We start from the raw sequence: 24,583 nt of genomic DNA, 5'->3' as shown, positions 1-24,583 counted from the left end.
TCTTCAGGACCTGTCGGTGAGGGGGGTGAGAGGCGTCAGCTCCGGGCCCTGGGCCGGGATGCGGGGCGCCTCTCGCCCGTCCAGGCCGAAGCGGGTGAAGGCGGTGCGGCGGGGCAGCGGATAGGGCTCCTTGCCGGTGATCGCGTTGAGGATGGTGGCGCTGCGCCAGGCCGCGAGGCCGAGGTCGGGTGCGCCGACGCCGTGGGTGTGCTTCTCGGCGTTCTGTACGTGGACGCTGCCGGTGACGGAGTCGTCGAGGACGAGCCGGTAGGCCTGGTCGATGCGGGGCCGGCCGGCACTGTCGCGTCGCAGGTACGGGGCGAGGCCGGTGAGCATGCGTTCGACGGAGCGTTCGCGGTAGCCGGTAGCGAGGACGACGGCGTCGGTGGTGAGCCGGGAGCGGCTGCCCTGCTGGAGGTGCTCCAGGTGCAGTTCGACCTTGGCTGCGGCGACCCGTCCCGCGGTGCGGACACGGACGCCCGGGGTGATGACGGCGTCCGGCCAGCCGCCGTGCAGGGTGCGGCGGTAGAGCTCTTCGTGCACGGCGGCGAGGGTGTCGGTGTCGATGCCCTTGTGGAGCTGCCACTGGCGTGGCACGAGGTCGTTGCGGACCGGTTCGGGCAGGCCGTGGAAGTAGCGGGTGTAGTCGGGGGTGAAGTGCTCCAGGCCCAGTTTGGAGTACTCCATGGGGGCGAAGGCCTCGGTGCGGGTGAGCCAGTGGAGCTTCTCCGCGCCGGCGGGGCGGGCGCGCAGGAGGTCCAGGAAGATCTCGGCGCCGGACTGGCCGGAGCCGATGACGGTGACGTGCTCGGCGGCGACGAGGCGTGCGCGGTGGTCGAGGTAGTCGGCGGAGTGCAGTACGGGTACGCCGGGGGCGTCGGCGAGGGGGCGCAGGGGTTCGGGGACGTACGGTTCGGTGCCGACGCCGAGGACGACGTTGCGGGCGTAGGTGCGGCCGAGCGCCTCGGCCTCGCCGGAGGCGTCGAGCCGGCTGTGGTCGACTTCGAACAGGGCGCGTTCGGGGTTCCACCGGACGGAGTCGACCTGGTGGCCGAAGTGCAGGCCGGGGAGCCGGGTGGAGACCCAGCGGCAGTAGGCGTCGTACTCGGCGCGCTGGATGTGGAAGGTCTCGGCGAAGTAGAACGGGAAGAGCCGGTCCTGTGCGCGCAGGTAGTTGAGGAACGACCAGGGGCTCGCGGGGTCGACGAGGGTCACCAGGTCGGCGAGGAAAGGGACCTGGAGCGTCGCGCCGTCGATGAGCAGTCCGGGGTGCCAGTGGAACTCGGGCCGCTGTTCGAAGAACGCGGTGTCGAGGCCGCCGGGGACGCCGTGGGCGAGGGCGGCGAGGGAGAGGTTGAACGGGCCGATGCCGACGCCGACGAGGTCGTGGGGGTGCTCGGGGGCGTTGCGGGGGGTGCTGGCCGTCATCGGTCGGTGCTGCCTTCCACGAGGGTGAGGATCTCTTCCAGGTCGCCGGGGGCGGTGTGCGGGTTGAGCAGGGTGGCCTTGAGCCAGAGCCGGCCGTCGGCGCGGGCCCGGCCGAGGACGGCGCGGCCGTCGGTGAGGAGATCGCGGCGGACCGCGGCGACGGTGTCGTCGCCGGCGGCGGCGGGCCGGAACAGGACGGTGGTGAGGGTCGGCGCGGCGTACAGCTCCAGGCCGGGGGCCTTCTCGACCAGTCGGGCGAGGTGGCGTGCCTGGTCCATGCAGCTGTCGACGAGGGCGCCGAGTCCGGTGCGGCCGAGGGCGCGCAGGGTGACGGCGGTCTTGAGCACGTCGGGGCGGCGGGTGGTGCGCAGGGAGCGGCCGAGGAGGTCGGGCAGTCCGGCGTCGGTGTCGTCGTCGGCGTTGAGGTAGTCGGCGGTGTGGGCGAGCGGCGCGAGGTCGGCGGCGTCGCGGACGGCGAGCAGTCCGGCGGCGGCGGGCTGCCAGCCGAGTTTGTGCAGGTCGAGGGTGACGCTGCGGGCGCGGTCGAGTCCGGCGAGCAGGACGCGGTGGGTGGTGCTGAACAGGACGGGTCCGCCGTATGCGGCGTCGACGTGGAGTTCGGCGCCGTGGGCGTCGCACAGGTCGGCGATCTGGATGAGCGGGTCGATGCTGCCGGTGTCGGTGGTGCCGGCGGTGGCGGCGACGAGGAGGGGGCCGGTGAGGTCGGTCAGTGCCTCGTCGAGGGCGACGGGGTCGATGGTGCCGTTGGGGGTGGGGACGACGACGGGTTCGGGCAGGCCGAGCAGCCAGGCGGCGCGGGCGAAGGAGTGGTGTGCGTTGGCTCCGACGACGGCGCGGACGGAACCGTGGCGTTCCCGGGCGAGGAGCAGGGCGAGTTGGTTGGACTCGGTGCCGCCGGTGGTGACGAGCGCGTCGGCGTGGGGTGCGCCGGGGTAGACCTCGGCGGCGAGGGCGCTGGTGACGAGGGCTTCGAGGGCGGAGGCGGCGGGGGCCTGGTCCCAGGAGTCCATGGAGGGGTTGAGCGCGGACGCGGCGAGATCGGCGGCGACGGCGAGCGCGAGGGGCGGGGTGTGCAGGTGCGCCACGCAGAGCGGGTCGGCGGGGTCGGCGGCGCCGGCGGCCAGGGTGTGCACGAGCAGCCGCAGCGCTTCGCCGGCCCCGGCGCCGGTGTGGGGCAGCGCGGTGTCGCCGAGCGCCGCCCGTACGCGCCCGGCGACGCCGTCCGGCCCCCCGCGGGGCAGCGGCCCGCCCCGCTCGGCCGCGCCGGACCGCAGCGTGTCGAGCACGGTGTCGAGCAGCGGACGCAGCGCGTCGGGACCGGACGTTCCTCCGGCGAGGGGCGGGGGCGGGGATGCGGCACACATGGACGACAGGGTGCCGGGGATTCTGCCGGTATGTCCGGCAAGGCGGTTCGAGTAACCCGAACGGGGGACGGCCGCCCTTGACAAGAGCGGCCGTCCACGAGGCTCGGCGCCTACTCCTCGCCGTCCTCGGCTAGTTGCCGGAGCGGACGCGTAGGGACCGGGCCAGGTCGTCGAGTTGGTCGATCAGTTTGCGGTGGAGGGCGGGGGTGAGGTCGGGCTGGGTGAGGCGGGTGCGGCCGGTGGTCAGCGAGTCCTCGTCGATGGCGTGGGCGGGGAAGGCGTAGCGGCCGGCGGCTTCGGCGATGGCGGGGCCGCGGCGGGTGGCCAGGGCGGGGGCGTCCTCGTAGAAGCGGGTGACGTACGGGCGGGTCAGGTCGGACTGTTCCGGCTGCCAGAAGCCGTGGGCGGTGGCCGTGAAGAGGTAGTTCGACAGGTCGTCCGACGCGAACATGGCCGACCAGGCGGCGGCCTTGGCCTCGGGGGTGGGCAGGGAGGCGCGGCAGCGGGCCGCGCCCTCCTGGCCGGAGGCGGAGGGGTCGCGGGCGACTTCGGCCTCGATCGCGGTCTCGTCGGTGGCGCCGAGGACGGCGAGGCGGGCGAGGATGCGCCAGCGCAGCTCGGGGTCGAGCTCGGGGCCGCCGAAGACGGTGCCCTCGTCGAGCCAGGAGGCGATCTTGTCGGGGGTCGTGGCGCTGTCGATCAGGGTGCGCACGGCCGTGAGGCGCAGGCCGGGCGCGTCGCCGTCCTCGGTGCGGCGCAGCAGGTCGCGGGCGATCGCGTTGATCGTGGCGAGGGCAGCGGGGCGGTCCTCGGCGGGGACGAAGCGGTCGGCGATCTGGGTGCGGGCGAAGCCGAGCACGCCCTGGACGACGGCGAGTTCGCTCTCCTCGGGCAGGTGGGCGAGGGCGGTCTCCAGGTAGGCCACGGGCTCCAGCTCGCCGTCGCGGACCATGTCGCGCAGGGCGTTCCAGACGACGGCGCGGGTCAGGGCGTCCGGGATGCGGGAGAGGGAGCGCAGGGCCGTCTCGAGCGAGGTCCCGTCGAAGCGGACCTTGGCGTACGTGAGGTCCTCGCCGTTGAGGACGACCAGCGCGGGGCGCGGGCCGGGCAGCTCGACCGGCTCCTGCTGCGGGACGTCGAGTTCGCGCCGTTCGCGCAGTACGAGCGCGGCGGAGGCGTCGCGGTCGTAGATCTCGACGGCGATCCGGTGCGGCCGGGCGCCGTCCCGGTCCACGGCCAGTCCCGCCCGGTCGCCTTCGCCGGTGAGCCGCGGGGTCAGCGTGTCGACGCCGGTGGTGCGCAGCCACTGCTCGGCCCAGCCGTGGACGTCGCGGTCGGTGGCGGAGGCGAGGTTGTCGATGAAGTCGGCGAGGGTGGCGTTGCCGAACCTGTGCCGGCGGAAGTGGGTGTTGATGCCGGCGAGGAAGTCCTTCTCGCCCAGCCACGCGACCAGCTGGCGCAGCGCGGAGGCGCCCTTGGCGTACGAGATGCCGTCGAAGTTGAGCAGCGCGGAGGCGGTGTCGGGGACGGCGTCCGGGTCGGGGGCGACGGGGTGGGTGGAGGGGCGCTGGTCGGCGTCGGAGCCCCACGCCTTGCGGGTGACGCCGAAGTCGATCCAGGTGTCGGGGAAGCGGTCGGAGCAGGCCTCGTTGAGCGTCTGGTAGCCCATGTACTCGGCGAACGACTCGTTCAGCCAGATGTCGTCCCACCAGCGCAGGGTGACCAGGTCGCCGAACCACATGTGCGCCATCTCGTGGGCGATCACCATGGCGCGGGTCTGCCGCTCGGTGTCGGTGACGGCGGACCGGAACACGAACTCGTCGCGGAAGGTGACCAGGCCGGGGTTCTCCATCGCGCCCGCGTTGAACTCGGGGACGAAGGCCTGGTCGTAGGAGTCGAAGGGGTACGGCTCCGTGAACTTCTCGTGGTACCGGTCGTAGAGCGCCTTGGTGACGTCGAGGAGTTCGTCGGCGTCGGCGTCCAGGTACGGGGCGAGGGAGCGGCGGCAGTGGATGCCGAACGGCAGGCCGGCGTGCTCGGTGCGGACGGAGTGCCAGGGGCCGGCGGCGACGGCGACGAAGTACGTGGACAGCAGCGGGGTCGGGGCGGCCTTCCAGCGGCCGTCCTCCTGCTGCTCGGTGACGCTGTTCGCGAGCACGGTCCAGCCCTCGGGGGCGGTGACGGTCAGCTCGAAGACGGCCTTCAGGTCGGGCTGGTCGAAGGCGGCGAAGACCCGCTGCACGTCCTCCATGAACAGCTGGGTGTAGACGTACGACTCGTCGTCGGTGGGGTCGGTGAAGCGGTGCATGCCCTCGCCGGTGCGGGAGTACCGCATCGACGCGTCGATCCGCAGCTCGTGCTCGCCCTCGGTGAGACCCGTGAGGGGCAGCCGGTTCTCCGTCAGCGCCTCGGGGTCGAGCGGCGCGCCGTCCAGGGTGGCCGAGCGCAGGGCGGCCGGCTTCAGCTCGACGAAGGTGTCCCCGGGGGTGCGGGCGGTGAACCGGATCGTGGTGGCGGAGTCGAAGGTGTCGTCTCCGGTGGTGAAGTCGAGCTCCACGGCGTAATGGTGGACGTCGAGGAGCCGGGCACGGGTCTGCGCTTCGTCGCGCGTGAGTACGGACATGGGCCCCATGCTGCCTGATGGGGGTGTGGGCGGGCAGGGGCCCGGATTCCGCTGTGGGCGAGCAGCCCGGCCGGTCAGGCCAGGCCGGCGCCTGCGAGGTGGGCGAACGCGGCGGTGATGCGCGGGCGGTCGTAGCCGGCCGGGCCCTTCGCTCCGCTGGACAGGAGGGCGTGCAGCAGCAGCCGGGCCTTGACGGGGTCCAGCAGGCCGGCGGGGACGAGGCCGCGGTGCAGCAGGTCGTACTCCGAGCCGGGGCCGCGGTATGTGTGGGAGAGCGTCGCGCCGGAGCCGGTGCGGGAGGCGAGGACGACGGGCATCCGGGCGGCCAGCGCCTCCAGGGGCTCGACCAGCCAGTTCGGGACGTGGCCGGCGCCGAAGGCGGCGACGACCAGGCCGTCGAAGCGGTCGTCGACGGCGTCGAGGAGCTCGCCGCGGTCGCCGAGCGACAGGGTGACCAGGGCGACCCGTACGTCCGGGTCGAGCCGCAGCGGGTGGGCGACGGTGGGGGCGGGGGGCCGCAGCAGGATCCGGGGGGCGCCCTCGACGACGTGCCCGAGGGGGCCCGCGCCGGGCGAGGCGAAGGTGGCCACGGAGGTGGTGTGGGTCTTGCGGACGTACCGGGCGGCGTGGATCTCGTCGGCGAGGACCACGACGACGCCGAGGTCGCGGCAGCGGGGGTCGCCGGCGACGGCGACCGCGGCGGCGAGGTTGGCGGGGCCGTCCGCGCCGGGCAGGTCGGGGCGGCGCATCGCGCCGGTGACCGCGACGGGCTCCTTGGTGTCGCAGAGCAGGTCGAGCAGGAAGGCGGTCTCCTCCAGGGTGTCGGTGCCCTGGACGACGACGACGCCGGAGCCGGCGGCGACCGTGGCGCGCACCTCGTCGGCGAGGGCGTGCAGGTCCGCGAGGGAGAGGGAGGAGCTGGGCAGGCGGCGGAAGTCGCGCAGGTCGACGTCGGCGCCGGCGGCGCCGAGGACCTCGGCGCCGCTCAGCCGGCTGGCGTCGCCGCCGCGCGCCGAGATGGTCCCTCCGAGCGTGAAGACGGTGACGCGGCCCATCAGTCCTTCTCCTCCATGCCCGTACCGGTACCCGTACCCGTACCCGTCTCGTCGGCGATCGTCTCGTCGGCGATGGTCTCGTGGTGGCGGATGACCTCCGCGATGATGAAGTTCAGCAGCTTCTCGGCGAACGCCGGATCCAGTTTGGCGTTCTCCGCCAGCTGCCGCAGCCGGGTGATCTGCCGGCCCTCGCGGGCCGGGTCGGCCGGCGGGAGGTGGTGCTGCGCCTTGAGGACGCCCACCTGCTGGGTGCACTTGAAGCGCTCGGCGAGCATGTGCACGACCGCGGCGTCGATGTTGTCGATGCTCTCGCGCAGCCGGGTCAGCTCGGCCCGTACGGACTCGTCGATCTCGCTCATGAGCAGCGAGCCTAGCCCGATCACCCGGCGATCGTCGGAGGGTGTTCGGGATCCGGGATCCGGTCGCTCCAGCCACCGGGCACCGCGCGTCCCTGCTGCTCACGGAAGCGGACCGGGGCGATGCCGACGCGCCGGGTGAACAGCCGCGAGAAGTACGCCGGATCGTCGTAGCCCACTCGGCGGGCGACCGCGGCGACGGGCAGCTCGGTGGCGGCGAGCAGCTCCTTCGCCCGGCCGAGCCGGATGGTCAGCAGGTAGTCCTTCGGGCTGCAGCCGGCGGACCGGCGTACGGCGGTGCGCAGCTCGGCGGGGGTCATGCCGTGCCGGGCGGCGTGCTCGGCGACGGAGAGCGGCCGGAAGGCGTCCCGGGCCAGGGCGGTGAGCACGGGGTCGCCTTCGGCGTTGGTGTCGGCGCGGGCCCGGCGCAGTGCGACGAGCAGTTCGTGGACGGCCGCGGCGGTCTCCACCTCCAGGAGCGGGTTGCCGCGCCGGGCGGCGCGTGCGATGCGGCCGACGACGGCGCGCGGCCCGCTCGCGTCGGAGAGCGGGACGACGGGGCGTTCGGGCTCGATGCAGCCGAGTTCGGTGTAGGTGGCGGTGGCCGGGCCGGTGAAGTCGACGAAGGCCTCGTCCCAGCCGGTCCTGGGGTCGGCGGAGTAGTGGTGCGGGACGCCGGGGGTGAGCCAGAGCAGTGCGGGTGCGGTGACGGTGGTGCGCCGGCCGTCGGGGGCGCGGTACCAGCCGCTGCCGGCGCTGACGACGACGGCGACGTGGTGGTCGAGGGTGCGGGGGCCGACGGTGGGCAGCGCGCCGTGCTGGAGCCCGACGCCGAGGCAGACCAGGCCGAGCCGGTGGTGGACCGGGCCGGGCGTGAAGTAGCGCATCCAGGTGTGGTACATCCGCGCCCCCTCCTGTCCTGCTCGTGGGCTCGCCCGTACGCGCGTCGCACGGCCGTGCGTACGTCCAAACAGCGACGATCTTTGTCCATGGACCCGTCCTCCGCCAGAGGGTGAGGGTGGGCCCATGAGCAGATTCGCGGTGGGTGAGACGGATTTTCTGCTGGACGGGCGGCCCGTGCGGCTGCTGTCGGGGGCGCTGCACTACTTCCGGGTGCACGAGGGCCAGTGGGAGCACCGGCTGAGGATGCTCCGCGCGATGGGGCTCAACTGCGTGGAGACGTACGTGCCCTGGAACCTGTACGAGCCGCGGCCGGGCCGGTACGGGGACGTGGCCGCGCTCGGCCGTTTCCTGGACGCGGCGGCGCGGGCCGGGCTGTGGGCGATCGTGCGGCCGGGTCCGTACATCTGCGCGGAGTGGGAGAACGGCGGACTGCCGCACTGGCTGACCGGTCCGCTGGGGCGGCGGGTGCGGACGGACGACCCGCAGTTCCTCGGGCCGGTGGCGGACTGGTTCCGGCGGCTGCTGCCGCAGGTGGCCGAGCGGCAGATCGACCGGGGCGGCCCGGTGGTGCTGGTGCAGGTGGAGAACGAGTACGGCAGTTACGGCAGCGACGCGGCGTATCTGCGCAAGGTCGCGGACCTTCTGGTGGAGTGCGGGGTGACCGTGCCGCTGTTCACCTCGGACGGGCCCGAGGACCACATGCTGACGGGCGGTTCGGTGCCGGGGGTGCTGCCGACGGCGAACTTCGGCTCCGGCGCGCGGGAGGCGTTCGGGGTGCTGCGTCGGCACCGGCCGCGGGGGCCGCTGATGTGCATGGAGTTCTGGTGCGGCTGGTTCGACCACTGGGGCGCCGGGCACGCGGTGCGGGACGCGGGGGACGCGGCCGCGGCGCTGCGGGAGATCCTGGAGTGCGGGGCGTCGGTGAACGTCTACATGGCGCACGGCGGCACGAGCTTCGGCGGCTGGGCGGGCGCGAACCGGGCGGGCGAGCTGCACGAGGGGCTGCTGCGGCCGACGGTGACCTCGTACGACTACGACGCGCCGGTGGACGAGCGGGGGCGGCCGACGGAGAAGTTCTGGCGGTTCCGCGAGGTGCTGGCCGGGTACGCGGACGGGCCGCTGCCCGAGGTGCCGGAGCCGCCGGCGCGGCTCGGCGCGCCGGTGTCGGGTGCGGTGACCGAATGGCTGCCGTTGCCGGAAGTACTGGAGGGCCTGGGCGACGAGGAGCGGTTCGCGCCGCTGCCGCCGACGTTCGAGGAGCTGGGCGTGGACCGGGGCGTGGTCCGCTACCGCGTCGAGGTGCCGGGGCCGCGGCAGCCGTACCCGCTGACGGCGGCGGGGCTGCGGGACCGGGCGGTGGTGTACGTGGACGGCGTCCGGGCGGGCGTGCTCGACACGGAGGACGGAGTGCTGCCGGAGCCGGTGGCGGGGTCCGCGTCGGTGGAGCTGTGGGTGGAGTCGCTGGGCCGGGTCAACTACGGGCCGCGGCTGGCCGAGCCGAAGGGCATCACCGGCGGGCTGCGGCACGAGCGGCAGTACCTGCACGGCGTACGGGCCCAGGGCCTGCGCCTCGACGCCTTCGCGCCGGAGGCGGTGGCGAAGCTCCCGTTCACAGCACCGGTCGCGGACGGCGGGCCGGGCCTGTACCGCCTGCCGATGGAGGTGGCCGGCGCGGGCGACGCGGATCTGGCGCTCCCCGGCTGGACCCGCGGCTTCGTCTGGGTCAACGGCTTCTGTCTGGGCCGCTACTGGTCCGCGGGCCCCCAGCACTCCCTGTACGTACCGGGTCCGGTGCTCCGCGAGGGCCGGAACGAGGTGTGGGTGCTGGAACTGGAGGGCCCTGCGGGGGCGGGGGCGGAGCTGACGTGACGTGCCCGGGGGCGGGCCGGCGAGCGGCCCGCCCCCGGGGATGTGCTCAGGTGTTACAGGGTGGCCGCCGCCGACTTGATGGCGGAGGCGAAGGTGGAGACCTCGGTGTACACGCCCGGGAAGCCCGGACGGGCGCAGCCGTAGCCCCAGCTCACGATGCCGACCTGGATCCAGGCGCCGGCGTTGTCGCGGCGGAACATGGGGCCGCCGGAGTCGCCCTGGCAGGTGTCGACGCCGCCCTCGTTGAAGCCGGCGCAGATCTCCTCGCCGGCGACGAGCTCGCTGTAGGCGCTCTTGCACGTGGCGTCGGAGACGAACGGCACGGTGGCCTTGCGCAGGTACCGCTGCTGGCCGCCGCCCTCGCGGGTGGCGCCCCAGCCGGCGACGGTGAACGTGCCGTTGTTGTACGCGGTGGTCTCGGCGATCTTCAGGGTGGGCACCGAGGTGATCGGCGAGGCCAGCTTGATCAGGGCCCAGTCCTTGCCCGTGCCGTTGTAGCCGGGGGCCTGGTAGACCTTGGTGGACTTGACCTTGACGGCGCTGCTGCTCTGCAGGTCGACGACGCCGGCCGTGGCGGTGATGCCGGTGTTCGGGCCGGAGCCGTCCACGCAGTGGGCGGCGGTGAGGACGACCGTCGGGGTCAGCAGCGAGCCGCCGCACCCCATGGAGAGCCGGATCATCCAGGGGAACTCGCCCTGGGCGGCCCTGGTGCCGCCGACGACCGGCGCCGGAGCCGCGGTCGCGGAGCTGGGCTGGAGGCTCACCGCGGCGAGGATGACCGCGCCGGCCGCCGCTGTTCTCTTCAGGAAACGCACAAGCGTGTTCTTCAACTGACTGCCTCTCGTGGGGGGTTGTTCGTCGCGCAGCCCGACAGGACCCACCCGAATGGCATGAGCCCGTCAAGTTGCGGTCCGATTGTGCGGAGCGGCGCGGGCCGCACACAAGAGCGCTCTTTCGGCCAGAAGTACACACGGGGCCGCACGTACAGTGGAGACGGGACGCGGAGGCGGAGGGGCGGCTGATCGTGGCGAACGGTGGCGAAGTCGTACACGGATTCCCGCATCTCGACACGGTGCACGGCGCGATCACCGCGCTCTACAAGCGCCTCTCGGCGGACGGCGTGCTCGCCCACGGGGCCAGCGTCGCCCCGGCCGACGTGGCCTTCGGCGACGACGAGGACCTCCACCTGGGCGCCCAGCGGATCGCCCGCACGCTCGTCCGGCACCTGCGGCTTCCCGAGGCGCGGATGGTCGTGAGCTTCCGGGCCATGGAGCACGCGGCCGCCGTCGAACTGACCGCGGGACCCGAGTACTTCATCGAGCTCAACGACCGCTTCCGGCGGCACCGCCGGGACATCGGCGCGGCGCTCGCCCACGAGATCACCCACGTACTGCTGCACCGGCTCGCCCTCGGGTTCCCCGGCCGGCGCGAGAACGAACTGCTCACCGACACCGTCACGACCTACCTCGGCGCCGGCTGGCTGCTGCTCGACGCGTTCCGCGAGGACGAGCTGACCAGCCAGAAGCTGGGCTATCTCACCCCCGAGGAGTTCGGCTACGTCCTGGCCCTGCGGGCCCGGGTCTTCGACGAGGACCCCTCCCCCTGGTTCACCAGCCCGCAGGCCTACGAGGCCTACGCGCGCGGCCTCGACCTGGCGCGGCGCGAAGCCCGCCGGCCGCCGCTCGCGGACGCCGGCTGGGCGCGCCGGCACCGGTACGCCAAGGAGCGCCGGCACGGCCTCGCGGCGCCCGGCGCGCCGTACTCCTTCGAGGGCGCCGGGACCTCGCTGCGGGTCTCGTTCCCCTGCCCGACCTGCCGGCAGCGGATCCGGATCCCGGCGTCCGGACGGCGCGTGCGGGCGCGCTGCGGACTGTGCCGGACGGTCCTGGACTGCGAGCCGTAGCGGCCGGTCCGGGGGCCGGTCGCCGGGCTGATTTGGCGAACGGGGGCTTTGCGGGGGATGGTCGGTGTATGGACGATCTGTTCGAGGCCATGTACGAGGGGGACGACGACGCCCTCGTACGGCTGCTGCGCTCCGGCGCCCCCGCCGACGCGGCCGACGAGGACGGGCAGACCGTCCTGTACCTGGCGGCCGTGTCGAACCGCCCCGGAGCGGTCCGGGTCCTGCTCGCCGCCGGGGCCGATCCGGAGCGGGGCAGCGGGCCGGAGGGTGGCGACCTGCCGCTGTGCGGGGCCGCCTGCGGAGGGCACACCGAGGTGGTGGGGACCCTGCTCGCCGCCGGCGCGGTGGCCGACCGGCAGGAGGAGTACGGCTTCACGGCGATGGCCTGGGCGGTCAGGCAGGGCCACGCGGACACCGTCCAGGCCCTCCTGGAACACGGCGCGGACGCCAACCTGCCCGGGCCGGACGGCCTGCCGCCGCTGATCGCGGCCGCCCGCCGCGGCTCCGCCGGCTGCGTGCGCGCGCTGCTCGGCTTCGGCGCCGGCCCCGTCGAGGACGCCCTGCGGGAAGCACGGCGGTGGGTGGGCGCGGACATCGAGGCGGGGCTGCGGAACGGACTCGCGCAGACGCATGGGGATGGGCACGAGACGGTGGTGCGGCGGATCCCCGAGGACGGCGGGATCACCGTCGTCGTCGAACTGCTGCGGGAGGACGGCACGCCCGGCGCGGGCAACGAGCAGCAGACCGGGCACGCGGCGATCGTCACCCTCCTGGAGAGCGAACTGGGGCTGCGCACCCCCTTCGAGGAACTCGCCGACCGGGCGCTGCGGTGCGGGGACCCGGAGCTCGACGACTGGACGGAGTCGGTGGCCGCGCTGTGGCGGCGCGGCGACGAGGAGACGTACCGGGCGGCGGCCGCGTACTGCGGGCTCGCGGACGAGCTGCGGCAGGCGTTCGGGGCGAGCGTCCTCGGCCAGTTGAAGGAGTTCGCGCCGCGGGCGCTGCCGCTGCTGCGGGAGCTGTCCCGGGAGGCCCGGGACGGTGCGCTGGTGCAGGCGGTGGTGGCGGGACTCGGGCAGTTCGGGGACCCGGCCGCGCTGCCGGAGATCCTGCGGCACGCCGGCCACCCGGACCCGGAGGTACGGCGCCGGGTCGCCGTGGCGGCGACGGGGCTGGTGCCGGAGGGCGACGCGCGGGCGGTGGACGCGCTGGTCGCACTCAGCCGCGACGCGGACACCGGGGTGCGGGACTGGGCGACGCTCGCGCTCGCGGAGACGCCCGGCGACGCGCCGGCGGTCCGCGAGGCGCTGGCCGCACGGCTCGCCGACCCGGACCGGGACACGGCCGCCGAGGCCGCCCGCGGCCTTGCGATCCGGCACGATCCGCGGGCGGTGGACACGCTGCTGCGCCTGCTGTCCGCGGAGCCCCCGGAGAGCAGCGCCCGCGACACGGCCCTGGCCGCGCTGGAGTTCGTCCAGGACCCCCGGCTCCGCACCCGCCTGGAGTGGACGACACCGCGGTGAGCGAGCGGGCGACTGCTCCTACGCCCGCTCCTGCGCTATCGCGTTGACCGCCGCCCAGGCGAAGGTCATCGCCGGGCCTATCGTCGCGCCCGGGCCGGGGTACGTGTCACCCATGACGGCCGACGCGCAGTTGCCGGCGGCGTAGAGGCCGGGGACGGGGGTGCCGTCCTCGTGGAGGACGCGGGCGTCGGGGTCGGTGACGAGGCCGCCCTTGGTGCCGATGTCGCCGGGGTGGACCGGGATCGCGTAGTAGGGGGCCTTGTCCAGGGGCGCGAGGTTGGGGTTCTTCAGGGTCGGGTCGCCGTAGTAGCGGTCGTAGACCGAGTCGCCGCGGCCGAAGTCCTCGTCCCGGCCCGCCTCGGCGAAGCCGTTGAAGCGGGAGATCGCCGCCTCCAGGCCCGGGGCGCCGATGCGGTGGGCCAGGTCGGCCACCGTCCCGGCCTCGACCACGAAGTCCTGCCAGCCCTTCGGGAACGGCTGCCCGGGAAAGAGCCCGGCGAAGATGTACCGCGCCTTGGAGCGGGCGTCCAGAATCAGCCAGGACGGGACGGTCGTCGCCTCCGGCCGGTCGCAGGCGTACATGCGGTCCACGAACGCGTGGTACGGCGCCGCCTCGTTGGCGTACCGCTCCCCCGCCGCGTTCACGATCACCATGCCGGGGATGCCCCGGTCGGCGACCAGGAAGAACGGTTTCTCGCCCGGCGGGCAGACCGACGGCGCGCCCCACACCTTGTCGAGCAGGTCCGTCGCCGCGCCCAGCTCCTCGCCGAACCGCAGCGCGTCCCCGGTCTGGCCCTCCGCGGCGTGCGTCCAGTCCGTGGAGGTCGGCGCGGGCAGGTGCTTCTCGCGCAGCGCCTGGTCGTGCGAGAAGCCGCCGGAGGCGAGGACGACGCCGCCGCGGGCGCGCACGGTGAGCTCCGTGCCGTCCCGCTCCACCCGTACGCCGGTGACCCGGCCCGCGTCGTCCCTGGTCAGCGCCGTGACCGGCGCGGAGAGCCAGAGCTCGCCGCCGAGCCGGTCCAGCGCGTACCGCATCCTGGCGATCAGCGCCTCGCCGAGCGAGAGCGGCCTGCGGCCGGTGAGCCGGGCCTTCACGGCCCGCAGCCCGACCCGGACGGCGGTCCGCTTCCCGGCCCAGGTGCGGCTGATCATATTGAGGAAGCGGAAGTCGTACGAGGTCATGGTCAGCCCGTACGTGGGCAGTCCGGCCCGCCGCATGCCGGCGGCGAGCGGGCCGAGCCGCTTCAGGTCCATGAGCTGCGGCTCGATCGAGCGGCCCTGCGCCATGCCGCCGAGCGCCTCGGGGAAGTAGTCCGAGTAGCCCGGGGTGTACATGAAGCGGACCTCGGTGCGTTCGTGGAACTCCCGCACCATGCGCGGCCCGTGGCGCAGATAGGCGTCCTTGCGGGCCTCCGGGACGCGGTCGCCGACGGTCGCGTCGAGGTAGGCGCGGGCCTTCTCGTACGTGTCGCCGAGGCCGGCCGCGTCGAGGTGCAGGTTGCCGGGGACCCAGATCGCGCCGCCGGACAGCGCGGTGGAGCCGCCGTACCGGTCGGTCTTCTCGACGACCAGTACGGACAGTCCGCGCAGCCGTGCGGTGACGGCGGCGGCGAAGCCGGCCGCGCCGGAGCCGACGACCACGACGTCGTAAGTGTGCTCGGTCACGAGAAGACCCCCGTTGCGTAGTCGCTGCGGTAGAAGACCAGCGGCGTGCCGTCCTCGCGGGCGTCGAGGGCGTGCACCCGGGCGGTGACGACGAGGTGGTCGCCGGCCTCCTGGACGGTGTGGACCGCGCAGTCGAGGGTGGCGAGGGCGCCCTCGATGTGGACGGCGCCGTCCTCGGTGGCCGTCCAGTCGAGGCCGGCGAACTTGTCGCGGCCGGGGCGGCCGAGGGCGGCGCAGACCTCGCGCTGGTCCTCGGCGAGGATCGAGACGCCGAACCGGCCCACGCGCTCGACCTTCGGCCAGCTGGTGGAGTTCTTCCCGACGCACAGCAGGACGAGCGGCGGGTCGAGGGAGAGCGAGGCGAAGGACTGCACGGCCAGGCCCGCCGGACCGTCCTCGCCGGCGGCGGCGACGACCGTCACGCCGCTGGCGAAGTGGCCGAGAACGTGCTTCATCAGCCGTTCCACTGGTGTCCCCACAGGCTGTCGGAGGTGATCTCCTTCGTGGTCCAGGTCGCCGGGTCGACGATCAGCCCGTCCCAGCCGTACTCGACCTGGAAGCCGCCCGGGGCCTGGGCGTAGAAGGACACCATGTGGTCGTTGGAGTGCCGGCCGAGGGTGGAGGCGATCGGGATGCCGGCCGCGTTCATCCGGTCCAGGCAGTACCCGACGGCGTCGAGCGAGTCCGTCTCGACCATGAAGTGGACGATGCCGGGCGGCAGCGCGCCGGGGTAGAGGCCGACGCTGTGGTGGCGGGCGTTGGGGCTGAGGAAGTTCATCCAGTAGAAGTCGCGGCCGGGCTCGCCGGTGGGCACGGCGACCGGCGGCAGCTTCATCCGGTCGCGCAGCTGGAAGCCGAGCAGGTGCTCGTAGAAGGAGACGGCGGCCTCCATGTCGGGGGCGGGCAGCACGACATGGCCGAGGCCGAGGTGATCACCGGTGACGAAGCGGTTGCCGTACGGGGTGCCGAGCGGGCTGTGGTCCTGGGCCTGGCCCCAGTACAGCTCCAGGGGGTTGCCGGCCGGGTCGTCGACGTGGATCAGGCCCTGGACGCGGCGCTCGGCGAGGGTGGCCTCGTCGGCGTGCTTCACGGGGAAGCCGTGGGCCTCCAGTTCCTCGGCGGCCTCGGCCAGCGCGCGGGCGTTCGGCAGCTCGAAGCCGGCGGCGAGGAGGCGGTCGGTCGTGCCGGCGACGAACGAGAAGCGGCGGATGCGGTCGTCGATGCGGGCGTGCAGGACGGTGTCGCCGGAGCCCTCGCCCTCGACCATGCCGAGGATGTCGAGGGCGTAGCAGCGCCAGGCGGGGAGGTCGGCGGTCTCGATGCGGAGGTAGCCGAGCGAGCGGATGTCCATGGCGGGGTCCTCAGTTCGGTCGGTGCGCGAAGGACGCTCTGCGTGCGCGAAGAACGCTCGGTGCGCGAAGAACGCTTCAGTGCGTGAAGAAGTCGAGGGCGAGGCGGTTGAACTCCTCGAACGCCTCGGTCTGCGCCCAGTGGCCGCAGCGCGGGAAGACGTGCAGCCGGGCGTCGGGGATGGCCTTGAGGGCGACGAGCGCGCCGTCGAGGGGGTTGACGCGGTCCTCGCGGCCCCAGGTGAGAAGGGTGGGGTGGGTGATGCGGTGGGCCTCGCGCCAGAGCATGGTGTCCTGCTGCCAGGCCGGGTTGGCGAAGGCGGCCCCCATGCGGGCGCTGCCGAGCCGGGCCTCCGGGTCCAGGGCCTGGGCGTAGCGCTCCTCGACGAGTTCGTCGGTGACGACGGCCGGGTCGTACACGAGCGTGGTGAGGAAGGCCCGCATGAGGTCCCGGCTGGGCTCGGCGGCGCCGTTGAAGTCGAAGAGCCGCCGCAGGCCCTCGGTCGGGTCGGCCGAGAAGAGGTTCAGGGAGATGCCGCCGGGGCCCATGAGTAGGAGCTTGTCGACCTTGTGGGGGTGGTCGAGGGACAGCCGGGCGGAGGCGCCGCCGCCGAGCGAGTTGCCGACGAAGTGGGCCTTCTCGATGCCGAGTGCGTCCATGAGGCCCGCGACGGCGCCCGCGCTGAAGGAGAAGTAGTCGCGGTCGGGTTCCGGCTTGTCGGACGCGCCGAAGCAGGGCTGGTCGACGAGCAGGGTGCGGAACCGCTCCGCGAAGACGGGCAGGTTGCGGCCGAAGTTGGTCCAGCCGGAGGCGCCGGGGCCGCCGCCGTGCAGCAGGATCACGACGGGAGCGTCGGCCGGGCCCGCCTCGTGGTAGTGGAGGGTGAGGCCGCCGGCGGTCTTGGCGGTGCGGGAGGTGTGCGCGTAGTCGAAGATCATCAGAGCATCGTGTCCTGGATGTCGAGGCCGAGCACCGACTGCCCATAAAGTGCGAGGGCTCGTTCCGGGTCGTTGGCGGCGTGGCCGCGGCCGGTGTGCACGTCGCGCCAGGCGCGCTGGACGGGGCTGGGGCCGGTGCGCATCGCGCTGCCGCCGGCGTTCTCCATCAGCAGGTCGACGGCGGCGACGGCCCGTTCGGTGGCGAGCACCTGGTCGCGCCGGGCGCGGGCGCGCAGCGCCGTCGGGAGCGGTTCGCCGCGGGCGGCCAGCTCGTACAACTCGGCCATGTTGCGGGTCAGCTGGAGCCAGGAGGCGTCGATGTCGCTCGCGGCGCGGGCGATCCGGACCTGCGCGAACGGGTCCTGGGCGACCTGCTGGCCGTACGAGACGCGGAACCGTTCGCGGGTGGCGGCGGCGTACGCCTCGTGCGCGCCCTCGGCGATGCCGACGATCGGGGTGGAGATGGTGGTGGTGAAGACGGCGGCGTACGGCAGGCGGTACAGCGGCTCGGGGTTGACCTGCTGTCCGGGGGTGTCCAGCGCGGTGACCGGGCCGAAGCTGAGCGCCCGGTGCTCGGGCACGAACAGGCCCTCGCAGACGATGTCGTTGGAGCCCGAGCCGCGCAGGCCGACGGTGTCCCAGACGTCGTCGATCCGGTACTCGGCGCGCGGCACGAGGAAGGTGCGCATGTCGACGGGCCGGCCGTCGGCGTCGGTGACCAGGCCGCCGAGCAGCGCCCAGTCGGTGTGGTCGCAGCCGGAGGAGAAGTGCCAGCGCCCGTCGAGCAGGAAGCCTCCCTCGACGGGGGTGACGGTGCCGGTGGGGGCGTACGAGGAGCAGATCCGGGCGGCCGGGTCGGCGCCCCAGACCTCCTCCTGCGCCTTCGCCTCGTACAGGGCGACGTGCCAGGGGTGGACGCCGACGACGGAGGCCACCCAGCCGGTGGAGCCGCAGGCCTTGGCGATCTCCTTGACGGCGGCGTAGAAGACGGCGGGGTCGGCCGCGTACCCGCCGTGGGCGCGGGGCTGGAGCAGCTTGAAGAAGCCGGTATCCGCCAGCTCCTCGACGGAGGCGTCGGGGACCCTGCGCGCGGCCTCGGCCTCGGCGGCCCGTTCGCGCAGGGCGGGGGCCAGGGCCCGGACCGCCTCGAGGACGGCTCCGGTGGCGTCGCTCATCGCGTGTCCTCTCTTCTTCGGAAGGAGTGGAAGTGGCTGGACCGTACGCCCGGGGTGTTTCGGAACGACATACGGGGTTCCCGCTGAGCGGGAACCCGGCGGGGAGCAGGCGGGGAGCGCGCACGGCGGGGGCGGGCGGGCTGACACCCCTTCAGGTATGCCTATTAGAAATAAGTAGTGCACGTGTCTTCCCCGGGCCCTCGGCCCCGTGGCAGGGTCTGCGCAAACGTCACGGAAACACGCCGCGATGGCGCGGCGGCGCTCTGTCACCCGGGGAGACGTCCATGACCACTGAGCTGGTCGGCGCGCCGGCCGCACCGTCCCTCCTGGAGAAGGCGGCGCGCGTGCTCGCCGCCTTCGACGGGCCCGAGCCGCGCCTGTCCCTCACCGAGGTGATCCGCCGCTCCGGGCTCCCCCGCTCCTCCGCCCACCGCATCCTCGACCAGCTGGTGCGGCTGCGCTGGCTGGACCGCGAGGGCCGGGACTACCGCATGGGCATGCGGATGCTGGAGCTCGGCGCGCTCGCCGCGCACCACAACCGGCTGCGCCGGGCCGCGCTGCCGCGGCTGCACGCGCTGCACGAGTCGACCGGCTCGCTGGTGCACCTGTACGTGCTCGACGGCGCCGAGATCGTCTGTCTGGAACGCATCGGCGGCTCGGCCGACACGAGCGTGCCGTCCCGCGTCGGCGGGCGGATGCCCGCACACTCCACGGCCGCCGGCAAAGCGCTGCTCGCCCACGGGGACCCGGCGGTCGTCGAGCCCGTCCTCGCCGGACGGCTGCGGGCGCACACGCCGCGCACGATCGTCGCGCCGGCGCAGCTGCGCTCGCGGCTCGCCGAGGTGCGGGACCGCGGGGTGGCGTTCGACCTGGAGGAGACGTTCCGCGGGGTGTCCTGCGTGGCCGCCCCGCTGCGCGGTTCGGGCCGGGCGATCGCCGCGGTCTCGGTCTCGGGCCGGGGCGCGCACCGCGAACTGGAGCGGCTCGCCCCAGCGGTGCGCGCCTGTGCCGGAGCGGTGTGGCGGGACCTGTTCGGCCCGGGCCGGCCGGCCCGGCGGGCGTCGGCCGCGCCGTCCGGTCCGGCGCCCAGGCCGGACATGTCGGAGCAGGCGATGGACACGATGATGGGCTGGCTGCGGACCAGCGAGTGGATGTAGGCCGGGCCTACGCGTCGTACGTGACCTCGAAGCGGTCGCCGAGGGGCACGGCCTGGCAGGCCAGGGTGTAGCCCTCGGCGAGGTCCGCGTCCGTCAGCACCTCGTTGCGCAGCAGCTTCGCCTCGCCGGAGACGATCCGGCAGGTGCAGGCCGCGCAGGCACCCTCCCGGCAGGAGTACGGCGCGTCCACGCCGGCCGCCAGGAGGGCGTCGAGCAGGGGCGTCTCCCGGCCGCCCGGAACCTCGTACACCGTGCCGTCGAGGACCACCGCGGCGGTGTAGCCGGGCGTCCGGCCGACGGGGTCCGCCACGACAGGCCCCGCCGCCACGGGCCGCGGCGCGGCGAACACGTCGTCGGCGAGGGAGAAGTAGCGCTCGCGGTGCACGGTCCGGCCCCCGGTGGCCCGTACCGCCGCCTCCGCCGCGTCCATCAGCGGCACCGGCCCGCAGAGGTACGCGTCGCGGGCGGCGTACGGGGCGACCGGGGCGGCGAGCGCGTCGGCGGTGGGCAGCCCCTGCAGGGACTCCAGCCAGTGGATCAGGGTGAAGCGGGCCGGGTAGTCCTCGGCCAGCTCCCGCAGTTCGTCGCGGAAGATGACGGCGGGCTCGTCGCGGTTCGCGTACAGCAGGGCCACCCGGGCGCGCCCGGCCGCCAGCGCCGACTTGGCGACCGAGAGGACCGGTGTGATGCCGCTGCCGCCGGCGACGAGCAGCAGGTCCCGGTCGAGGTCGGCGGGCCCGAACACCCCGGCCGGCGGCAGCACCTCCAGCTCGTCGCCGACCGCGACCCGTTCGCAGATCCAGGCCGAGCCGACGCCGCCCGGGACCCGTTTGACGGTGATCCGCGGCGGCTCGCCGGTGTGCGGGGAGCTGGCGAGCGAGTAGCAGCGGGCGCCGCCGCCGGGGATCCGTACCGTCAGGAACTGCCCCGGCCGGTAGGCGAGCCCGGCGGCCCCGGGGTCGAGGACGAGGGAGACGGCGTCGGCGGTCTCGCGGACCGCCTCCACCACCCGGACCGTACGGCCGGGGCCGCGGCTACCAGGCACCCGTCACCTCCAGCTCCCCCGCCGCGACGGCGGCGTCGATGCTGTCGCGGAGCGCGCCGCAGACCCGTACCCGGGCCGACGGCTCGCCGGCCGCGACCCGTTCGGCGATGCGCGGACAGACCGCGGCGGCCTCCTCGGTCCACTGCACTGCGGTGTGCGCGGGGCTGAACTTCTCGCACAGCACCCGGTTGCCGCAGACCGCGCACGCCACGGCGCGCATCAGGACTCCTGCTCCTGCTGCTGCTTCTGCTGCTGCTTCTGCTGCTCCTGCTCCCGCGCTCGCTTCGCGAGGTTCTCGGCGACCTCGGCGGTCCAGGCCTCGTTGGCCCGGGACGTGTCGATCTCGAACTCGAAGCGGCGCACCATCGCGTCCTCGACGTCGGCCGCGTCCACGTAGAACTGCTGGTACCAGCGCCGCAGTTGGTAGACCGGGCCGTCCTCCTCGCTGAGCAGCGGGTTGTCGATCCGGGTCTTGTTCCGCCAGACCTCGATGTCCTGCTCGAAGCCGACGGCGAGGCCGGAGGTGAAGAGCTTCGCGGCCTCGTCGGCCTGTTCGGCGGTCATGCCGGGGAGCTTCTTCACGATCGTCCCGTAGAGCAGGACGAAGCTGTCCGCGCTGACCGGGTAGTGGCAGTTGATGAGGACGGACTCCATCTCGACGCCGCCGCCGATGTCCGACCAGACCCGGTCGATCATGTAGGACGGGCCGTAGTAGGAGGCGTCGGAGCGCAGCGGGGCGCTGAGGTTGCCCAGTTCCATGTCCTGGCGGGGCGTGGACTCCAGGTACTGGGTGGCGACATGGCCGTCGAAGACGTTCTTGAAGTACGTCGGGAAGGCGTAGTGCACGTAGTAGAAGTGCGCCATGTCGACGATGTTGTCGACGATCTCCCGGCAGTGGGAGCCGTCGACGCGGGCGGTGTTCCAGGACCAGGCGGACCACTCCCCGCTGTCGATCCCCTCGATCACGGGGACGGTGACCTCGGGCGGGGGCGGGTTGCCCTCGGGGTCGTGCCAGACGAAGAGCTGCCGGTTGCGTTCCAGGGTGAGCCAGGCGCGGGTGCGGGCGCGCGGCGGGACGCGCCGGGCGTACGGGATGCCGGCGCAGCGGCCGTCGGCGCCGGACCAGCGCCAGTCGTGGAACGGGCAGGCGACGGCGTCGCCCTTGACGGAGCCGTGGGCGAGGTTGCCGCCCATGTGCCGGCAGTAGGCGTCGAGGACGTGCAGCTTTCCGTCTTCCTCGCCCCGGAAGACGACGAGTTTGGTGCCGAACGCCTCGATCTCGTGCGGCTGTCCGTCCTTGAAGTCGTCGGCGAGGCCGAGGCAGTGCCAGCCGCGCGCGAAGCGGGCGGGCGGGGCGCCGGCGTCGATGACGCGGGGTCCTTCGTCGATGGCGGTCATCGTGCGTCCACCTGCTCCTTGGCGAGTTCGAGGGCGATGTCGATGAGCTGGTCCTCCTGGCCGCCGACGAGACGGCGCTCGCCGGCGCGGAGCAGGATCTCGGCGCCGGGGACGCCGTACCGCTCCGCCTGCCGGTAGGCGTGCTTGAGGAAGCTGGAGTAGACGCCGGCGTGGCCCATGAGTAGGGCGAGCCGGTCGAGGCGGCACTCGTCGTCCATGACGGGCCGGACGACGTCCTCGGCCGCGTCGATGATCTTCAGTACGTCGATGCCGGTGCGGATGCCCATCTTGTGGCAGACGGCGACCAGCGCCTCCACGGGCGTGTTGCCGGCGCCGGCGCCGAGGCGGCGGGTCGAGCCGTCGATCTGGCGGGCCCCGGCCTTGATCGCGGCGATCGAGTTGCCGGTGCCGAGGGCGAGGTTCTCGTGGCCGTGGAAGCCGACCTGGGCGTCGTCGCCGAGTTCGGCGACGAGGGCGGCGACCCGGTCCGCGGTCTCGTCCATGACGAGGGCGCCGGCGGAGTCCACCACGTACACGCACTGGCAGCCGGCGTCGACCATGATCCGGCCCTGCCGGGCCAGCCGCTCCGGGGTGGTGGAGTGGGCCATCATCAGGAAGCCGACGGTCTCCAGGCCCATCGCGCGGGCGAGGCCGAAGTGCTGGACGGAGATGTCGGCCTCGGTGCAGTGGGTGGCGATCCGGCAGATCTGCGCACCGTTCGCGTGCGCGGCGCGGATGTCGTCCTTCACGCCGAGGCCGGGCAGCATGAGGAACGCGATCCTCGCGCGGCGGGCGGTCTCGACGGCGGCCTTGATGAGCTCCTGCTCGGGGGTCTTCGAGAAGCCGTACGTGAAGGAGGAGCCGCCGAGCCCGTCGCCGTGGGTGACCTCGATGACGGGGACCCCGGCGTCGTCGAGCGCGGCGACGACGGAGCGCACGTCCTCGACGGTGAACCGATGACGTTTCGCGTGGGAGCCGTCGCGGAGGGAGGAGTCGGTGATGCGGATGTCGTACGTCATCGGGCCTGCCCCCTGGTGATGGCGAACTCCTCGCCGACCTTCGTGGCGGCGGCGGTCATGATGTCGAGGTTTCCGGCGTACGGCGGCAGGTAGTCCCCGGCGCCCTCGACCTCCAGGAAGATCGCGACGCGGGCCTGACCGCCGTTGACGTCTGACGGCTCGTCGAACTGCGGCTCGGCGCGCAGCCGGTAGCCGGGCACGTACGCGGCGACGTCCTCGGCGACCTGCTTGACGGAGGCGGCGATCGCCTCGCGGTCGGCGTCCTCGGGGATCGCGCAGAACACGGTGTCGCGCATGATGACCGGCGGGTCCGCGGGGTTGAGGATGATGATCGCCTTGCCGCGGGCGGCGCCGCCGATGGTCTCGATGCCGCGCGAGGTGGTGCGGGTGAACTCGTCGATGTTGGCGCGGGTCCCGGGCCCGGCGGAGACCGAGGCCACGGAGGCGACGATCTCGGCGTAGGCGACGGGGACGACGCGGGAGACGGCGTACACCATGGGGATGGTGGCCTGGCCGCCGCAGGTGATCAGGTTGACGTTAGCGGCGTCGAGGTGCGCGGTGAGGTTGGCCGCCGGGACGACGGCGGGGCCGACGGCCGCGGGGGTGAGGTCGATTGCCGTGATACCGAGTTCGGCGTAGCGGGGCGCGTTGGCGCGGTGCACGGAGGCGGAGGTGGCCTCGAAGACGAGGTCGGGCAGTTCGTCGCGGGCCAGCAGCGCCTCGACCCCTTCGTGACCGGTCTCGAGGCCGAGTCCGCGGGCCCGGGCCAGCCCCTCGCTGTCGGGGTCGACGCCGATCATCCAGCGGGGCTCGATGTGGGGGGAGCGGAGGAGTTTGTACAGCAGGTCGGTCCCGATGTTGCCGGAGCCGACGACGGCGGCGGTGAGGGTGGTGGTCATCGTGGCCTCACTGGAAGGAGAGGGAGACGGAGCCGAGCCCGCCGAACTCGGCGGTGTACCCGGCCCCGGGGACGACGTCCACGGCGCGGGTGCAGGATCCGGGCAGGACGAGGTGCCCCTTTCGGAGGGGCACGTCGAAGCGGGCGACGGTACGGGCGAGCCAGGCGACGGCGACGGCGGGGTCGCCGAGGACCGCGTCGGAGCGGCCGGAGGCGACGGGCCGGCCGTCCTGGCGGAGCACGGCGTCGACGGCGGTGAGGTCCAGCTCGCGCGGATCGCGTCCCTCGCCGACCGCGAAGCCGGCGGAGGAGGCGTTGTCGGCGATGGTGTCGGCGATGCCGATGCGCCAGTCGGCGATCCGGCTGTCGATCAACTCCAGGGCGGGGACGACGCGTTCGGTGGCGGCGAGCACGTCCTCGACGGTGCACTCCTCCCCCGGCAGGTCGGCGCCGAGCACGAACCCGACCTCGACCTCGATGCGCGGGGCGCAGTAGCGGGAGGTGTCGACGGGGACGGCGGGGTCGAGGGCCATGTCGTCCAGGAGGTGCCCGTAGTCGGGCTCGTGGACGCCCATCATGCGTTGCATGACGGGCGAGGACAGGCCGACCTTGTGCCCGACGACGCGGGCGCCGGCGGCGAGCCGGGCGTGGACGTTGAGCAGCTGGATCCGGTACGCGTCCGCGACGCCGAGCTCCGGATACCGCTCCCCCAACGACCGCACGGGCAGCCGCCCGGCCTCGGCCCGGGCGAGCGACCCGGCGGCCTCACGAAGCGCTTCAGGACTGAGCATGCGGCGAGGCTAGGCAGCACCCCGGCCGCTCGGGGAGCGCCGATTCCCACTGTCCGGGAATCCTGAAATCCGGTGGCCGGGGCCGGGGCATCAGGGCGGCGG

At 73.7% G+C, this 24,583-nt stretch carries 22 protein-coding genes; 4 read left to right on the top strand and 18 right to left on the bottom strand.

Annotated elements, in window-relative coordinates; genetic code table 11:
* Positions 1 to 3: 3 nt before the first annotated feature.
* The 6 genes from ACGFMM_RS16780 to ACGFMM_RS16755 form a co-directional block, all read right to left on the bottom strand.
* Positions 4 to 1,428: a lysine N(6)-hydroxylase/L-ornithine N(5)-oxygenase family protein gene (locus ACGFMM_RS16780; protein WP_393647079.1), complete on the bottom strand. Its 1,425-nt coding sequence runs from the start codon at positions 1,426 to 1,428 to the stop codon at positions 4 to 6.
* Positions 1,425 to 2,813: a pyridoxal phosphate-dependent decarboxylase family protein gene (locus tag ACGFMM_RS16775; RefSeq protein ID WP_393647078.1), complete on the bottom strand. Its 1,389-nt coding sequence runs from the start codon at positions 2,811 to 2,813 to the stop codon at positions 1,425 to 1,427. Before ACGFMM_RS16775 ends, ACGFMM_RS16780 begins: the two co-directional genes overlap by 4 nt.
* Before the next feature lie 130 nt (positions 2,814 to 2,943).
* Complete coding sequence (gene pepN, locus ACGFMM_RS16770; RefSeq protein ID WP_393647077.1) at positions 2,944 to 5,436, bottom strand: aminopeptidase N; 2,493 nt, start codon at positions 5,434 to 5,436, stop codon at positions 2,944 to 2,946.
* A 74-nt stretch (positions 5,437 to 5,510) separates the two neighbouring features.
* Positions 5,511 to 6,491: an asparaginase gene (locus tag ACGFMM_RS16765; RefSeq protein WP_393647076.1), complete on the bottom strand. Its 981-nt coding sequence runs from the start codon at positions 6,489 to 6,491 to the stop codon at positions 5,511 to 5,513.
* On the bottom strand, positions 6,491 to 6,850 hold the full coding sequence (locus ACGFMM_RS16760) for a chorismate mutase (protein ID WP_393647075.1): 360 nt from the start codon (positions 6,848 to 6,850) through the stop codon (positions 6,491 to 6,493). The genes ACGFMM_RS16765 and ACGFMM_RS16760 overlap by 1 nt, the downstream gene beginning before the upstream one ends.
* 20 nt (positions 6,851 to 6,870) lie before the next feature.
* Complete coding sequence (locus ACGFMM_RS16755; RefSeq protein ID WP_393647074.1) at positions 6,871 to 7,749, bottom strand: helix-turn-helix domain-containing protein; 879 nt, start codon at positions 7,747 to 7,749, stop codon at positions 6,871 to 6,873.
* A 124-nt stretch (positions 7,750 to 7,873) separates the two neighbouring features.
* Between ACGFMM_RS16755 and ACGFMM_RS16750 the strand changes: the two genes are divergently transcribed.
* Complete coding sequence (locus ACGFMM_RS16750) at positions 7,874 to 9,619, top strand: beta-galactosidase family protein (RefSeq protein WP_393647073.1); 1,746 nt, start codon at positions 7,874 to 7,876, stop codon at positions 9,617 to 9,619.
* Positions 9,620 to 9,672: 53 nt separating this feature from the next.
* Here the strand turns inward: ACGFMM_RS16750 and ACGFMM_RS16745 are convergent, their stop codons facing one another.
* Positions 9,673 to 10,449 carry a S1 family peptidase gene (locus ACGFMM_RS16745; protein WP_393647072.1) on the bottom strand — a complete coding sequence of 259 codons (777 nt, stop codon included), beginning with the start codon at positions 10,447 to 10,449 and terminating at the stop codon, positions 9,673 to 9,675.
* A 194-nt stretch (positions 10,450 to 10,643) separates the two neighbouring features.
* Between ACGFMM_RS16745 and ACGFMM_RS16740 the strand changes: the two genes are divergently transcribed.
* Both ACGFMM_RS16740 and ACGFMM_RS16735 read left to right on the top strand, forming a co-directional pair.
* Positions 10,644 to 11,522, top strand: coding sequence for a hypothetical protein (locus ACGFMM_RS16740; RefSeq protein ID WP_393647071.1), 879 nt, complete (start codon positions 10,644 to 10,646; stop codon positions 11,520 to 11,522).
* Between the two features lie 68 nt (positions 11,523 to 11,590).
* Positions 11,591 to 13,045 carry an ankyrin repeat domain-containing protein gene (locus ACGFMM_RS16735; RefSeq protein ID WP_393647070.1) on the top strand — a complete coding sequence of 485 codons (1,455 nt, stop codon included), beginning with the start codon at positions 11,591 to 11,593 and terminating at the stop codon, positions 13,043 to 13,045.
* Positions 13,046 to 13,063: 18 nt separating this feature from the next.
* Here the strand turns inward: ACGFMM_RS16735 and ACGFMM_RS16730 are convergent, their stop codons facing one another.
* From ACGFMM_RS16730 to hsaA, 5 genes are all read right to left on the bottom strand, one after another.
* Positions 13,064 to 14,710: an FAD-dependent oxidoreductase gene (locus ACGFMM_RS16730; RefSeq protein ID WP_393647069.1), complete on the bottom strand. Its 1,647-nt coding sequence runs from the start codon at positions 14,708 to 14,710 to the stop codon at positions 13,064 to 13,066.
* Complete coding sequence (locus ACGFMM_RS16725; RefSeq protein WP_393647068.1) at positions 14,707 to 15,165, bottom strand: flavin reductase family protein; 459 nt, start codon at positions 15,163 to 15,165, stop codon at positions 14,707 to 14,709. The genes ACGFMM_RS16730 and ACGFMM_RS16725 overlap by 4 nt, the downstream gene beginning before the upstream one ends.
* Positions 15,165 to 16,061, bottom strand: a complete 897-nt coding sequence (locus ACGFMM_RS16720; RefSeq protein WP_393647067.1) for a VOC family protein — start codon at positions 16,059 to 16,061, stop codon at positions 15,165 to 15,167. The genes ACGFMM_RS16725 and ACGFMM_RS16720 overlap by 1 nt, the downstream gene beginning before the upstream one ends.
* Positions 16,062 to 16,137: 76 nt before the next feature.
* Positions 16,138 to 16,998 (bottom strand): 4,5:9,10-diseco-3-hydroxy-5,9,17-trioxoandrosta-1(10),2-diene-4-oate hydrolase, encoded by an 861-nt coding sequence (gene hsaD, locus ACGFMM_RS16715; protein ID WP_393647066.1) that lies wholly within the window; start codon positions 16,996 to 16,998, stop codon positions 16,138 to 16,140.
* Positions 16,998 to 18,173: a 3-hydroxy-9,10-secoandrosta-1,3,5(10)-triene-9,17-dione monooxygenase oxygenase subunit gene (gene hsaA / locus ACGFMM_RS16710; RefSeq protein ID WP_393647065.1), complete on the bottom strand. Its 1,176-nt coding sequence runs from the start codon at positions 18,171 to 18,173 to the stop codon at positions 16,998 to 17,000. Before hsaA ends, hsaD begins: the two co-directional genes overlap by 1 nt.
* Positions 18,174 to 18,457: 284 nt before the next feature.
* On the opposite strand from hsaA, the gene ACGFMM_RS16705 reads away from it, so the two are divergent.
* The gene (locus ACGFMM_RS16705) at positions 18,458 to 19,330 is read left to right on the top strand and encodes an IclR family transcriptional regulator (RefSeq protein WP_393647064.1); all 873 of its coding nucleotides are present in this window, start codon (positions 18,458 to 18,460) and stop codon (positions 19,328 to 19,330) included.
* 7 nt (positions 19,331 to 19,337) lie between these two features.
* Here the strand turns inward: ACGFMM_RS16705 and ACGFMM_RS16700 are convergent, their stop codons facing one another.
* Genes ACGFMM_RS16700 through ACGFMM_RS16675 form a run of 6 tightly spaced genes read right to left on the bottom strand, consistent with a single transcriptional unit; the run spans position 19,338 to position 24,481 of the window.
* Positions 19,338 to 20,375 (bottom strand): 2Fe-2S iron-sulfur cluster-binding protein, encoded by a 1,038-nt coding sequence (locus ACGFMM_RS16700; protein ID WP_393647063.1) that lies wholly within the window; start codon positions 20,373 to 20,375, stop codon positions 19,338 to 19,340.
* A complete protein-coding gene (locus ACGFMM_RS16695; protein WP_393647062.1) occupies positions 20,365 to 20,595 on the bottom strand; it encodes a hypothetical protein in 231 nt (76 codons plus the stop codon). The genes ACGFMM_RS16700 and ACGFMM_RS16695 overlap by 11 nt, the downstream gene beginning before the upstream one ends.
* Positions 20,595 to 21,773 (bottom strand): Rieske 2Fe-2S domain-containing protein, encoded by a 1,179-nt coding sequence (locus tag ACGFMM_RS16690; RefSeq protein WP_393647061.1) that lies wholly within the window; start codon positions 21,771 to 21,773, stop codon positions 20,595 to 20,597. Before ACGFMM_RS16690 ends, ACGFMM_RS16695 begins: the two co-directional genes overlap by 1 nt.
* The gene (dmpG, locus tag ACGFMM_RS16685) at positions 21,770 to 22,792 is read right to left on the bottom strand and encodes a 4-hydroxy-2-oxovalerate aldolase (protein WP_393647060.1); all 1,023 of its coding nucleotides are present in this window, start codon (positions 22,790 to 22,792) and stop codon (positions 21,770 to 21,772) included. The genes ACGFMM_RS16690 and dmpG overlap by 4 nt, the downstream gene beginning before the upstream one ends.
* A complete protein-coding gene (locus ACGFMM_RS16680) occupies positions 22,789 to 23,691 on the bottom strand; it encodes an acetaldehyde dehydrogenase (acetylating) (protein ID WP_393647059.1) in 903 nt (300 codons plus the stop codon). Before ACGFMM_RS16680 ends, dmpG begins: the two co-directional genes overlap by 4 nt.
* 7 nt (positions 23,692 to 23,698) lie before the next feature.
* Positions 23,699 to 24,481, bottom strand: coding sequence for a 2-keto-4-pentenoate hydratase (locus ACGFMM_RS16675; RefSeq protein ID WP_393647058.1), 783 nt, complete (start codon positions 24,479 to 24,481; stop codon positions 23,699 to 23,701).
* Positions 24,482 to 24,583 lie beyond the last annotated feature (102 nt).

The sequence above is a fragment of the Streptomyces sp. NPDC048604 genome (assembly GCF_043199435.1).
Lineage (GTDB): Bacteria > Actinomycetota > Actinomycetes > Streptomycetales > Streptomycetaceae > Streptomyces.
The sequence above is the reverse complement of the archived record's forward strand: the minus strand, read 5'-3'. Positions and strand labels throughout refer to the sequence as shown.